This window comes from Leptolyngbya sp. 'hensonii', from assembly GCF_001939115.1.
GTDB lineage: Bacteria > Cyanobacteriota > Cyanobacteriia.
This window is the reverse complement of the sequence record NZ_MQTZ01000047.1, coordinates 24,786-39,155: the sequence shown is the minus strand read 5'-3', so window position 1 is coordinate 39,155 and position 14,370 is coordinate 24,786. Positions and strand designations below refer to the sequence as shown.

At 49.6% G+C, this 14,370-nt stretch carries 10 protein-coding genes; 5 read left to right on the top strand and 5 right to left on the bottom strand.

Annotated elements, in window-relative coordinates:
* The first annotated feature begins 299 nt into the window (after positions 1-299).
* Positions 300-1,139, top strand: a complete 840-nt coding sequence (locus BST81_RS19675; RefSeq protein WP_075600219.1) for a HEAT repeat domain-containing protein — start codon at positions 300-302, stop codon at positions 1,137-1,139.
* Between the two features lie 121 nt (positions 1,140-1,260).
* Here the strand turns inward: BST81_RS19675 and BST81_RS19670 are convergent, their stop codons facing one another.
* The 5 genes from BST81_RS19670 to BST81_RS19650 all read right to left on the bottom strand — a co-directional run bounded on the left by BST81_RS19670 (position 1,261) and on the right by BST81_RS19650 (position 5,020).
* Positions 1,261-1,842, bottom strand: a complete 582-nt coding sequence (locus BST81_RS19670) for a hypothetical protein (RefSeq protein ID WP_075600218.1) — start codon at positions 1,840-1,842, stop codon at positions 1,261-1,263.
* A 241-nt stretch (positions 1,843-2,083) separates the two neighbouring features.
* Positions 2,084-2,917, bottom strand: coding sequence for a M48 family metallopeptidase (locus tag BST81_RS19665; RefSeq protein ID WP_075600217.1), 834 nt, complete (start codon positions 2,915-2,917; stop codon positions 2,084-2,086).
* 15 nt (positions 2,918-2,932) lie between these two features.
* Positions 2,933-3,625 (bottom strand): TIGR00266 family protein, encoded by a 693-nt coding sequence (locus tag BST81_RS19660; RefSeq protein WP_075600216.1) that lies wholly within the window; start codon positions 3,623-3,625, stop codon positions 2,933-2,935.
* Between the two features lie 42 nt (positions 3,626-3,667).
* Positions 3,668-4,345 (bottom strand): TIGR00266 family protein, encoded by a 678-nt coding sequence (locus tag BST81_RS19655; RefSeq protein ID WP_075600215.1) that lies wholly within the window; start codon positions 4,343-4,345, stop codon positions 3,668-3,670.
* Positions 4,346-4,360: 15 nt separating this feature from the next.
* Entirely contained in the window at positions 4,361-5,020 is a 660-nt protein-coding gene (locus BST81_RS19650) for a TIGR00266 family protein (protein ID WP_075600214.1), read from the bottom strand.
* A 557-nt stretch (positions 5,021-5,577) separates the two neighbouring features.
* On the opposite strand from BST81_RS19650, the gene BST81_RS19645 reads away from it, so the two are divergent.
* From BST81_RS19645 to BST81_RS19630, 4 genes are all read left to right on the top strand, one after another.
* Positions 5,578-5,871, top strand: a complete 294-nt coding sequence (locus tag BST81_RS19645) for a hypothetical protein (protein ID WP_143780427.1) — start codon at positions 5,578-5,580, stop codon at positions 5,869-5,871.
* Positions 5,872-6,023: 152 nt separating this feature from the next.
* Positions 6,024-11,300, top strand: coding sequence for a diguanylate cyclase (locus BST81_RS19640; protein WP_075600212.1), 5,277 nt, complete (start codon positions 6,024-6,026; stop codon positions 11,298-11,300).
* Between the two features lie 141 nt (positions 11,301-11,441).
* Positions 11,442-12,197, top strand: coding sequence for a lipase family protein (locus tag BST81_RS19635; RefSeq protein ID WP_075600211.1), 756 nt, complete (start codon positions 11,442-11,444; stop codon positions 12,195-12,197).
* A gap of 89 nt (positions 12,198-12,286) precedes the next feature.
* The gene (locus BST81_RS19630; RefSeq protein ID WP_075600210.1) at positions 12,287-14,185 is read left to right on the top strand and encodes an ABC transporter ATP-binding protein; all 1,899 of its coding nucleotides are present in this window, start codon (positions 12,287-12,289) and stop codon (positions 14,183-14,185) included.
* The last annotated feature ends 185 nt before the right edge of the window (positions 14,186-14,370 follow it).

Genomic DNA, 14,370 nt, shown 5'->3' with positions numbered 1-14,370 from the left:
GGTTGTTGATTGGGGTTAAATTTTGCGGGTCTTTGACCCGTCAAAATTTTTCTGACGGAACACTAGAGGTGATCTCTCGTAGGGGGATTGGTCTGCTTGAGACCAATCCCTTTAAATCCCTTCCTGCTCGGGGTGGGTTTGGGTGAGTTGGGGTGGGGTTCCTGTCTGGGAACAGGAGTATTTAACCCACCCCTCTCCCCAGCGGGGATTAAAGATGGAAATACAAAATCCAGTAGAACTATCTAAAAAACTACTGTAGTAACCGGCGTAGGCCGGTTTTGTTTATATATTTTGAATTTATGCAAGAGTCTACTTTTGAAACGATGGAGCCTTCTCCAGTTAGTGCGGCAGATCCAGCCTTAACCGTAGAGCAGGCGATCGCCAACCTCCAGGGATCTGATCTGGGGTTGCGGTTTTATGCAGCTTGGTGGCTGGGCCGGTTTCGGGTTCGGGAGGATGCGGCTATCCTGGCCTTAATTGCGGCGCTGGAAGATGAAGCGGATCAGACGGAGGCGGGGGGATACCCGCTGCGGCGGAATGCAGCCAGGGCCTTGGGAAAACTGGGCGATCTGCGGGCAGTTCCGGTCTTGATCCGATCGCTCGCCTGTTCGGATTACTATGTGCGGGAAGCGGCAGCCCAGGCCCTGCTGGCCCTGGGAGATCCAGCCTGTGTCCCAATGTTGATTGATCTGCTGGCTACAGGGGTGCAGGGAGATCAATTAGTTCCAAATCAGCCGGATCTCTCCCAACCCTATGATGCCATCCTCGAAGCTGTGGGTGCTTTACGGGCTACCCATGCAATTCCTTATGCCAAGCCCTTTCTAGAACATCCGGTTGAGCGGGTGCAATATGCAGCTATCCGAGCCATGTATCAGTTAACCCATGACTCCCTCTATGGGGATCAGCTGGTGCAGGCGTTGGATAGCCCCTCGTTGCAACTGCGGCGGACGATCCTCGCCGATCTGGGGGCGATCTCATATTTACCAGCAGCAGAAGCGATCGCCCAAACTCAAGCAGAAAATAGCCTCAAGCTCATCGCCCTCAAGGGATTGTTGGAGGCACAGTTGCAGCAAACTTCACCGCCGGATTTGACTGCAGGGGCGATCAAAGTGATGACCTTGATGGATGACCTGTTGTAGGACTGTACCATCGTTTCCCTGTCTCAGGATTAGAAGATGCTGTGGGCAGTCTAGGGTTTTGCCTTTGAATGTTCATACCACTGACTCAGAACTTCTACCCCGCATGGGGCGATGGCGATGGTTAGGGATGGCTTGGAATGACTGCTCCAGTGGCCATGGATTTGGCAATTTCCAGTACTTTCCATTTCTTCATCGTAGAACTCACAATGTAGGCGAAACCATCCTGCTCCCAAACCACAATATGGACGGGTGGTAAAGCGGCATTGTTGGGAAACGATCGGTAAACATATTGTCCTCGAATCCCTGAGGTGAGGGGGATCGATTCCGTTTCTTCCCCCCTGCGGGGTGAGGCTTTGAAGCGATGGGAGGCAACCGCAATATACCCGACCAGACAGGCCCTGACCTCGCAGTCTGGTGTGATCACCAATTGAAGCGTGAACTGGTCATGATTATTCCTGGACTGGATGATTCCGTAGAGGGGAAATTTTCTACCATCATCCGTAGTCCCTTCCAACTGACGTGGCAGGCGCATGGCCATGCCGCGAGGGAGGCCAGCCTGAATTTTGGGCACTAGGGGGCGTAGCGTCGGAGCGACTTGCACCAGGGAAATCCGGAACGCTGGTCCGGCGGCGGAAGCCTGCACGATCGGGGCCGTGACGACGGCTAGGGCAGCCAGAGAACTCACTAATGATAGGGGTGTCATGGTGGTGATCCCGCTTCTTTTGATCCCGCTTCTATTACTTCAGCCTACTGGTAAGTCAATCAATGATTGACGGGCAGCCAAAATCCAGGTTGTTGATTGGGGTTAAATTTTGCGGGTCTTCGACCCGTCAAAATTTTCCTGACGGAACACTACGCATAAAAACCGGTTCCCACAACTTGCAATTTACCAGGGGGATAGTTTCTATGGCGGGGGAATTATAGCCCCCCGAACCCCCCATTCGTTAACTAATCTCAGTAAGTGCAGCGGGCAGCGGACGTTTTTCTCCCAGTCTATAGCCTCGTTGGGCGATCGCCTCTTCCAGTTGTTTCACCCGATTTTGAGAGGCAGGGTGAGTCGAGAGAAACTCAATATTAAGTTCGAGTTGCTGGCTCAGTTCAGCGAAGAAGTCAGTGGCTCCAGCAACGTGTCCATAGGTAGCCTGAAGCAGATCTAACCCAACGCTATCGGCACGATATTCCTGGTTTTGAGAAAAGCGAGCATCACTGAGAGCCGTCACACCCGAAACGGCGATCGCCTGGAGTGAACCGATATCGCCAAAGAAGGTTGCCAGTGCTAGTTGCAGCACCAAGCCACGTCCCAATGCCCGTAAATGGTCACGATTAGAAAAGTGACCCAATTCATGACCCAACACCATCATCAACTCATTCTCAGACTCCATCTTGTTGAGTAAGCCCTTGTAGATGATGATGCGATCGCCCGGAATTGCCAACGCATTCACAGTTGAGTCTGGAACAAACAGCACTTGATAGTCGCGGTTTTGTCTCTGCTCAGCAGGGAGATGAGCCTCCAGGCGATCGAGGAATTGATTCAGCGTGTCTTGCGCTGGGGAAGGTTGTGCCAATCGCTCAAAGGCGGGCACTGTCAACACCCCCAATTGTCGCTCAACACCGGGAGGAATCAGCCACACTAAGCCATTGACCAGGGTGTTAAACAACCAAAAGACAGCGATTACAATAGCAACCCCAATGCCAAATAGCAAAAGGTATTGACGTTTTTGCGGGGGTTGAGAGCGATCGCTGTAACTCGCAGTTCCGGGGGGCAGTTCGATCGGCATAGCGTTGAACCTTGACTAGTTACTCTTAACGGGGCGGAAGGGGGTAATAAAGTTGATAAAGGAACTCAACTGCCGTGATTGAACCCACAATTTACCAGTGCCACTAAACCGACACACCAACCCTTCCCCTCCAAAAATACTGGTTCTCAAATTCTTAAAGGACAAACCACCTAACACCTCAACCTTATAGTTCAGGGTGTCTTCAAAGGCAACAATATACCCCGTATCGACCACATATTCTCCTGATACCGGAATTTCTAGAATTGCCCCAAAAGAGCTAAACCAAATATCACCTCTGCCTGTGGCTTTGAGTAAAAATAGCGATTCACCGCTAAAGAACCCCTTAAACCCTTGAAACTTCGTATCTATTTCAACAGATGGACTCGCTGCCACAAACCCCGACGACTGCACCATCAAACTATTGCCTTCCAGGTAATAGTGTTGAATGTCACCAGGAACGCCCGGAGAAACATACAATTCGCCAGATTTGCCCTCAGCCGTAAATTCACTCAGAAACAGGGATTCGCCGCCTAGCATGCGACCCAACCCTTTCATTAAACCGCCCCGAACTTTTGATTTCATCTTAATCCAGGCATCCATTGCGGCCATCGCGCCCGACTCAACCAACACCGTTTGGTTTGCTTTCAACTGAAGTTGCAGCGACGCATAAGCTGGGGAATGTTCGATCGTATATGCAATTTCTGACATAGGTCTTCACTCTTCGTTCTGCTGTTTTCTCTTTTATCGGGTTTATCGGGGTGGAAGCTTGCTGCCCACTAAGCGACCAAACGCGCCTGGATTGTGTGTTTGGCAGAAAAGACGACCTTTGCCCTGAAACTTACAGACAAATCCTTCTCCGCCTAAGAACGCGCCAAGCCAGCTTGTCCCCGGTTTGGTGATTGTGAAGTTCAAGTTCTTTTCAAAGGCGACGATATGTCCCGTATCGACAATGTATTCACCATCGACTTGCACTTCGTAAATGCTGCCAAAGGAACTCAGGAGAACTAAACCTGAACCGCTAGCGGTAAGCCAAAAGATCGATTCCCCAGAGAAGATAGATTTGATGCCCTGGAAGCCCAAGTCAATATCAACTCCAGGAGTACAGGCGAGATAGCCTGTGGCTTGAATCACTAATTCTGTGCCAGACAGTTGATAGGGCAGAATGTCACCCATCAGTTTAGGGGCGAGATAAATCTCTGCGGGGGTAGACCCAGAGCGAAACACACTGAGAAATAACGATTCACCTGCCAGCACACGTTTGAGTCCGCCAAACACACCGCCGCCCTTGCCCTTACGCAGAGTAGTGTTGACTTCCATATGGCTGCTCATTGCCACCATTGCACCCGCTTGGGCAATCAGTTCTTCCATCGGTGCCATGTCAATCTTGGCGATCGCACTATCAGGCTGATGTAAAATATCAAGCTTCATTCAAATCACTCCCACCTATACTTTGGGACGCAAAAATCGAACCAATCCATCTACACTGCGTGACTGGAGGTAAATCATGCCTTTTCCAGTCAGGCGATTCACCAATCCTTCTCCAGAGGTCACAGAGCCAACTAGCCCACCGGCCAAGCGAATATTCATCTGCAAGCCTGGTTCATAAGCCACCAAGTGCCCAGTATCGACCACATATTCACCGTTGACCTGCCGTTGAGTTAACCCACCATAGCCGCCAAAGAAGACTAACCCTGTGCCGCTGAGTTTGAGCTTAAACAAGCCCTCTCCAGCAAACCAACTGGAAAAGCCTGCCCACTCCACCCCCATCTGAATTCCAGGGGTATGGGCGACATAAGCTCCGGGCTGGAAACAAATGGCATTTCTGTTTAACTCGATCATGCCCAAATCCCCCACGGTGGATTGGGTCAAAACCAGTTCGAGCGGTTGCTGAGTTTGATTGGTAAAGGTGTTGACAAACAGGGACTCGCCACCAAGAAACGCCTTGAGCAACCCAGGGATCAATCCCCCTGAAAACTCAGTTTTTAGGGACAGTTGAGCTGACATGCTTGCCATTGCCCCTGCCTCACTCGTAATGCGATCGCCCGGATTTAGCGTTAAAAAAATCGTAGCAAACGCCGGTTTATAGCGAATTTCATACCTCACGTACTCACCTCAAATTACCAGGTTCATGAATACCCTACAAATTTGACAGGTGTTTTACTGGAGAAAGGCTTTTCTAAAGGAATATATGAATCTCTTAGCAAAACGTAAAAGTAAAAAGCTAGCGAAACCCATTGAGGTCTGCTTCGCGCAGCTTTCAGCCTACAAACGGAGAGATTGAGTGTGGTTCCATCGCTTGAACTTTACGACAATAGGGATGAAAGTTCGGTAGTGAGCTAGACATGGGGATAGATTTGTCAAAACCCTTTAAGTGAAAGAGTTTTAGGGTATTCGTTCACAGGTCTACAACACGACCTAATTGAGAGCCAGAAAATTTAATCTGCGGTATGGGTAGGCTCAACGAGTTCTCCACAAAATCTCCACGTTTTACCTTTAGCATGAAATTATAGCTGTTGCCTGTTTTGTCAGGACGAGGGCCTGAGGCATGGTTCCCATATCAAGTATTCTCCTAAAGAGCTTCTACCCTTGCACCCCGTCCTAATCAAGTAGGGCTATTGCTATATCAGTCATGGGCTAGGGCTATGGAGGCTTCCATATTTATGACCGATGAGCCTAAATGGGTATTAGTTAACATTATCAAAGTCTTTAGTCGTTCAGGCTTATTAGTAGTTTATGAACATCGCATCCGAATGTTTAAATTTTGGATGGACGATCAGGTCAAGATTGGAATGTGTCTGCGCGACGAGTTTTACATCCAAAGTGATAGATTTCTGATCACTGAAAAACAACTGGCATTTGATTTAGCCTGCAAATTGCTTCAAGATGCAACCCAGGTTGTGGTTACTATCAGTAGGTCGAACTACATGGTCTGGAGAAAACTGAGTCCGACTTGAGGAAAATAACGAGCGATCTGTCAAGAATATGCGGGCGGGTAAAGGGGCTTAGGGGCACCGTACCTCCGCAGGGGTAGAAGCTCCGTATCCTGAAAAACACAATGGATATTATGTACAAGTTAACTTGTGCAATGAGGTCACTGCCTGTGAATATGATTGCAAATGCTGCCTTTTCCTTGCCAGGGTACCGTTTAATCGAACAACTTTATCAGGGTTCCAGAACACTGATTTATCGGGGGATACGGTTAATAGATCAGCAACCTGTAGTGATTAAGCTGCTACAACGAGATTATCCTACTTTTAGTGAACTATTGCAATTTAGAAATCAATACACGATCACTAAAAATCTCGATATCCCAGGTATTATTCGCCCCTATGCTTTGGAGCCCTATCGCAATAGCTATGCGCTTGTGATGGAAGATTTTGGTGGAATTTCATTGCGAGAATGGATGAGCCAACAGAGAGACGGGGAGGATGCCAGACCTATAGCTGATATTCTGACGATCGCCTTACAGCTTGCCACCATCCTGCACGATTTATCGCAAAACCGGGTTATCCACAAAGCCATTAAACCGGCCAATATTCTGATTCACCCTGTGACCGAACAAGTCAAGCTGATTGATTTTGGCATTGCCTCCCTACTCCCCAAAGAAACTGAAGAAGTCAAACACCCCAATGTGTTGGAAGGAACATTGGCCTATCTAGCACCGGAACAGACTGGACGGATGAATCGGGGAATTGACTACCGGACTGATTTTTATGCATTGGGGGTAACCCTGTTTGAGCTCTTGACCGGAGAATTACCCTTTCAGACCGAGGATCCGCTGGAACTGCTGCATTGCCACATTGCTAAACCGGTCCCTAGATTGGACCAATTTCATGGAAAAAACCCAACGTTGAAAATTCCATCGGAGATCGCAGACATTGTCGCGAAACTGATGGCTAAGAATGCTGAGAATCGTTACCAGAGTTCCTTAAGCTTAAAGGATGATTTGGAAACCTGCCTGGCTCAACTGAAGGCGACAGGTACGATTCAGGCGTTTGAAATTGGGCAACGGGATATGTGCGATCGTTTCCTCATTCCTGAAAAACTCTATGGACGGGAACAAGAGGTTGCTATCCTGCTGGCTGCATTTGCTCGCGTAACCACACCCCAGGAGCATCAAATCTCCAGAGGGCAATCGGGTACAGCGTCGATCGAGATGCGCATCTCTACCCATCCTCCTCGGAGCGAACTGATGCTGGTCACAGGTTTCTCGGGGATTGGAAAAACATCAGTTGTTCGCGAAGTCCATAAGCCGATCGTGCGGCAGCGCGGCTATTTCATCCAGGGAAAATTTGATCAATTTAACCGTAATGTTCCCTTCAGTGCCTTTGTTCAGGCTTTCCGAGATTTGATGGGGCAACTGTTGAGTGAAAGTGATGCCCAATTACAGGTCTGGAAAACACAAATTCTGGATGCTCTTGGTGAACAGGGACAAGTCATCATTGATGTGATTCCAGAACTGGAACGCATCATTGGGAAGCAACTTCCGGCAGCAAAATTATCGGGGATAGCAGCGCAAAATCAGTTTAATTTACTCTTCCAAAAGTTCATCCAGGTTTTTACCACACCAGCCTATCCATTGGTGATATTTTTGGATGACTTGCAATGGGCTGATTCTGCTTCTCTAAATTTGATGCAGCTATTGATCACAGAGGCGGAACAGGGCTACCTGTTGATGATCGGGGCATACCGGGATCATGAAGTCTCTCCAATGCATCCTTTGATGCTGACCTTAGAGATCATCCGCAAAGCGGGGGCCACGGTGAACACCATGACCCTGAAACCGTTGAGTTCTGCCAGTTTGAATCAGTTGATTGCAGAGACACTCAACTGTTCCCAGGTCATGGCCCAACCATTAACAGAATTAGTCGCTCAAAAAACCCAGGGCAACCCCTTTTTTGTCACCCAATTTCTCAAGGCATTACATCAGGATGGGTTGATTGAGTTTGATTCGCAGGCAAGGTATTGGCAGTGCGATATCGTTCGGGTGCGGGAAGCCTCCTTGACGGATGATGTCGTGGAACTGATGACGTCGCAGTTGCGCAGGTTACCAGAAGCTACTCAGAGGATGTTGAAACTGGCAGGTTGCATTGGCAACCAGTTTGATCTGGCTACGCTGGCGATCGTCTCTGAACAATCAGAGATAGACACGGCGACCGCATTATGGGAGGCATTGCAGGAAGGGCTGATTTTACCCCAAAGTGAAGTTTACAAGTTTTACATTGCTCACTCTGCGTCAGATCACAATTTACAACCTGCAACTCACAACTTACAGCTCAGCTATAAGTTTCTGCATGATCGGGTTCAACAGGCTGCCTATTCTCTGACGCCTGAACCCGATCGAGCCATCACCCACTATCAGATTGGACAATTGCTGCTCCAAAAGATTCCCGCTGTAGCCATAGAGACGGACATTTTTGTCGTGGTTAACCAGTTGAATTATGGAATTGCCCAGATTAACCAGGAAACGGAACGCGATCATCTGGCTCAGCTCAACCTCCTGGCGTGCCGCAAAGCCAAAGCTGCTACTGCCTATCATGCCGCTCAGAACTATGTGGAGATTGCCATCTATTTGCTGGGTACGGCAGGGTGGCAACGCCAATATGATCTCAGCCTAACTTTGCATGAACTGGCCGCAGAAGTTGCATTCCTCTGTGGTGAATTGAGCCAGATGAATCAGTATGTTGATGCTGTGATCCAGCATGCCCGGACTTTCCTGGCCCAGATAGGCGTTTACATCATCAAAATTCAGGCATTAACCTTTCAGAATCAGCTTTTAGACGCGATCTCTCTAGGACAGTTAATTCTCCAGAAATTTGGCATTTACTTTCCTGATTGCCCCACCATGGCGGATATTCAGCAGGCTATTCAGGAGGTGAGGGCTTTGATTGGAAACAGCTTAGACCTGGAGGATGCCGATCGGTCCAATTCCCGATCGAGGGTCAATTCCATTGAAGAGATTTTCGATCTGCCAGCTATGGTAGATCCTGAAAAGATCGCGATGGTCCAGATTGCAGCCAGTATTACACCCGCATGCCATATTGTGGGGTCCCCCCTGGGTCTTTTACTGAACACACTGCAGGTCAATTTATCCATTCAGTATGGAAATAGTCCTGCGTCAGCCTTTAGTTATGCAGCCTATGGGGTTTCTCTGCTGAGATTGGCAGATGTGAAAACAGGGGGTCAATTTGGACAGTTGGCTTATCGTCTTGTTTCTGAAACAGGGGCTAAAAGCATGCTTCCAGAAACGATAGTACCGATCTGTCTCTTTTTGCACCATCGCCAGGCTCATTTGCGAGAAACAATAGCCATTTTTAAGCTGGGTTATCAAGCCGGATTGGAGACCGGCAAATTGGAACAGGTTGGATATTGTGGATACGGACTTTGCATCCATTCTTACTGGTGCGGTGAACCTTTGGGTGAACTGGAATTTCAAGCGCGTGTCTACCAGCAAAAATTACTTGATCTGAATCAAATTACGAATGCTAATTATTGTGCGATCGTCTGGCAAACGGCCCTTGCTCTGTTAGGTAACCCCAACAAGGCTGTGCTGACCTTCACAAACCCTACGGAAGTGGAAAAGCTGGTTGTTCAGGCTATGGCCATGGACAATAAATTGCGCTTGTTTATCTTTTATCTTCATAGCGCCATGTATCGCTTCTTGCTTGGCGATCTCTCTGGGGCCACGATCGATATTAATCAAGCCAGACAGTATATTGTAGGGATTGCAGGCACAGTTTGTAAGGCTGGGTTCTATTTTTATGACTCTCTCATTGCCCTGGCCCATGACCCTGCATCTGCAATTGAACTAGAAGCCCAACAGCAAAGAGTTCAAGAGAATCAGGCCCAATTACAGGATTGGGCAACCTATGCCCCCATGAACTACTTGCACAAGTGGCAATTGGTCGAAGCCGAAAAGTATCGGCTTTTGGGGCAGAAATTAGAAGCGATCACACAATATGACGCGGCGATCGCAGGGGCGAAGCAAAATGCATACCTCCAGGAAGAAGCGCTGGCCAACGAACTGGCTGCCAAATTCTATCTTGACTGGGGTAAAGAAAAAGTTGCCGCAGGCTATATGCAAGAAGCTTACTATGGTTATGCCCGTTGGGAAGCCAAAGCCAAAACGGATGACTTAGAAGCCCGCTATCCCGATTTGTTACGACCCATTCTGCAACAGAATGCCCAGTCGGACATTTTACAAGCCCTGGCAACGATTTCCTCCCCTACTTACAGCTTTGATAGCACGCGCAATCAGAGTTCCACTAGCAGTAGCATAGTCAACAGTACACTTGACTTTGCTGCGCTGTTACAGGTGTCGCAGGCCCTTTCCAGCACCATTCACCTGGATGAGTTAATGCAAACACTGACAAGGGCCATGATGGAAAACTCGGGAGCCGATCGATGTGCTCTGATTCTTTGCCAGGATGATCAGTGGCAGGTTCAGGTGATTGCCGATCTGGAACAGATTACTTTGCTATCAGTCCCGCTCGATCAGACTGATACAGTCCCCATTAAGTTGATCCAGTATGTCAAAAATACTTTGGAAGTGGTTGTAATTGACAATCTTGTGACCGATTTGCCAGTTATGGATGATTACTTGCATCGCCATCAGCCCAGGAGTGTGTTGGGTTTGCCAATCTTAAACCGGGGAAACTTGGCAGGGATTTTGTATTTGGAAAATCGGGCAACAAGTGGGGTGTTTACCCACGATCGCCTGCTTGTCCTGAACTTTTTTTCCACACAGGCAGCAATCTCCATCACCAACGCCCAACTCTATGCGGAGAAAGCCAGGTATACCCTGACGCTGGAACAAAAAGTCACTGAGCGCACGGCAGAGCTCCAGGATGCCAACCAGAAATTATTCAGACTGGCAACCTTGGATGGGCTAACTCAAATTCCTAATCGTCGTTATTTTGATGATTATCTGAAAAGCGAGTGGCAACGACATATACGTGGACAGCAATCTCTGGCCTTAATTCTCATCGATATCGATTATTTCAAATGCTACAACGACCACTACGGACACCAGAATGGAGATGATTGTTTGGTTAAAGTAGCACAAGCCATAGCTCAGGTTTCCCAGCGATCTGCAGATTTGGTAGCCCGTTATGGGGGTGAAGAGTTTGCAGCCATTCTACCCAACACCAGTTTAGAAGGAGCAATAACGGTTGCAGAATCAATTCAAAGGGCCATTTCAGCTCTCGCTATCCCCCATGCTAAATCAGAGGTGAGTCCGTATATCACCTTGAGCTTGGGAGTGGCTGCATTTATTCCAACGTTGCAAATGGCTCCAGGACACCTGATTGCTCAAGCAGATCTGGCCCTTTACCAAGCGAAGGGGAAAGGGCGCAACTGCATTTGTTTTAGGAATGAGAGTTAATCAAGTTCCAAACTCTTGACTACCCCAGTCTGTTCCAAATTTGGGAAAGGGGGTAGGGGGGAAGGCTGAAGAACCGAATAGAATCATTCCAGGATAGTAATGCCCTAGAATTGACTCAAAGTTTTTTGTGAGAGTGACGTCATGGCTGTTGATTATGCTAAGGCTCAACAATGCGCCGCGTTCTCCCAAGAGGTTTATCAAGACTTTAAGGGGGAAATCTTTGCCGCATGGGGTGACCGGGTTCTGATCAGTCAGGCCAGTACTGATACCCAATGTGCCATCCTTCCCAGGGGGACAGACCTGATCCTGGTGTTTCGGGGGAGCGAATCCTCTGTAGATTGGAAAACGGACTTTGATACCCGGCAGGATCGGGCCGAATTTGACAAACAGGTGATTCGTCAGGAGATTGCTTCTCAACGGGATAAAGTGTATCCCTATGCCGGAAGCAGCAGTTCGGGCGCGTTGATGCACCGTGGTTTTGTCAATGCTTATTTTTCAGTCCGAGAACAGATTCATGAGTCTATCAACCGCCATGAGGTCTCCCAGGTTACGGTGACTGGCCATAGTCTGGGAGGTGCCCTGGCCATTCTATGTGCGGTGGATATCCAGTACAACTTCTCGGAAAAAGTGACCGTTGAGGTCTATACGTTCGGGGCTCCTAAAGTCGGCAACGACGGATTTCGCGACTCCTTCAATCGTCGGGTGCCGAGTAGTTACCACTTCATTTATGGCATGGATATCGTGCCAGAACTTCCCCGCTGGTGGCAGGGATATCGTCCGGTTGATCAAGATTTCCGGATTGGGCCTCGTTTTAGCTGGAATTTCATCTCTGCTCGGGTTAAAGATCACGCGATCGAGAAATATATCAGTACGCTTAAAACGATGGCAGGTCAGTAATCCTGATCGGAAGCAACGCTAGATAATTCCCCTCAAATCCTCCTGAAATCGGCAGAATGGATTCAGGATAAATTTCAGGATCTTTGAGATTGGCTAAAACAACCCAACGTCAACCCGATCGGGAGCACAGTAACCCACAGCGGGTCACATCCAGGTTACAAGACCAGCCCAACCCCCAGCACCCTAAACCGGAACTGCCCCTATTGCGTCTGGTCGAATATGGACGGGCTTATCAGCGGCAAATCTGGCTGGCGGCTCTCTGTTCTGTCCTCAACAAGATTTTTGATCTGGCTCCTCCAGTGCTGATTGGGGTGGCTGTAGATGTGGTGGTCGAGAAGCAAAATTCTCTGATCGCGCGGGCCGGGTTTCCCGATCTGCGAGTCCAATTCCTGATTCTGGCTTTGCTAACGATGCTGATCTGGGGGTTGGAATCGGCTTTTGAGTATGCCTATGCTCGATTGTGGCGTAACCTGGCCCAACGGATTCAGCACAATCTGCGCTTGGATGCCTATCGCCATTTGCAGGAGTTGGAGCTGGAGTACTTTGAAGCCCGCAGTACGGGCGGCTTGATGGCCATTGTGAATGATGACATCAATCAGTTAGAACGGTTTCTGGATTTCGGGGCCAACGAAGTGCTGCAGGTCGTCACCACCGTGGTTGTGATTGGCACGGGATTCTTTATCGTTGCGCCTGGTGTGGCCTGGATGGCCATGCTCCCCATGCCCTTCATTCTCTGGGGGTCGATCGCCTTTCAGAAACTGCTGGCTCCTCGCTATGCCGATGTGCGGGAAAAAGTGGGCCTGTTAAACAGTCGCCTCTCCAATAACCTGGGGGGCATTGTCACGATCAAGAGTTTTGTCACAGAAGATTATGAAGTGGAGCGGTTGCGCCTGGAAAGTGACGCCTATCGGCAGAGTAACCGGCGCGCGATCGCCCTCAGTGCTGCTTTTGTGCCCCTGATTCGCATTCTGATCCTTCTGGGGTTCACAGCCCTGATGGTGTTTGGCGGATTGCAAGCTGTCGCCGGACAACTGGCCATTGGGACTTATAGCACCCTGGTCTTCATGATTCAGCGCCTGCTCTGGCCCCTGACTCAATTAGGCGAAACCCTGGATCAATACCAGCGAGCCATGGCCTCCACCAGTCGGGTGATGAATTTACTGGACACCCCGATCGCGATCCATCCGGGGCACCGACCCCTGGCCAGCCCCATCCGGGGTGACGTGATTCTGGACCAGGTGACTTTTTCTTATCAGGATGGGCACGGGGCCGATCGGACAGGCCGTCCTGCTGTGATCAAAAACCTGTCGCTGCACATTCCAGCGGGTCAGACGATCGCGATCGTGGGCTCCACCGGGTCCGGTAAGAGTACGCTGGTCAAGTTGTTGCTGCGACTCTATGAAATCCAGTCGGGCATCATCACCCTGGACGGAGTGGACATCCGAGAACTGGACCTGCGGGATCTGCGGCGGGCGATTGGTTGGGTCAGCCAGGATGTTTTTCTGTTCCATGGTACCGTTCTGGAGAATATTCTCTACGGCTCGCCTGAAGCCACCTTATCGGAAGCGATCACGGCTGCCAAAGTCGCAGAAGCCCATGAGTTTATTCAGCAGTTGCCCTGGGGTTACGACACGATCGTGGGCGAACGGGGCCAGAAACTCTCCGGTGGTCAGCGCCAGCGCGTTGCGATTGCCCGGGCTATCCTCAAGAATCCACCCATTCTGATTCTGGATGAAGCCACCTCAGCCGTTGATAACGAAACCGAAGCCGCCATTCAGAGATCGTTAGAACGCATTACCCAGAACCGCACCACCATCGCGATCGCCCATCGCCTCTCCACAATTCGGAATGCGGACTGCATATACGTCATGGAACAGGGAGAGTTGGTAGAGCAAGGACGACACGAAAAACTTCTGGAGCAAAATGGCATTTATGCCAGCCTCTGGCGAGTCCAGATGGGCCTCGGAAAACAAGAAAATAGTCATTAGTCATTGATGACAGAGGACTAAGGGGCGGGTGGCCGGGAAAACACTTGACTCAGCGAACGAGAGTGATCCAACCCGCCCCGATCGCGATCGTAGTCAAATTTTGCGGAGGAGGTCTGGAGGACGCGCTGTGTCCCCCAGTGGGGGTGCGGGGGCTAGCCCCCCCGAAAGGAGTTGAAATTCTTACT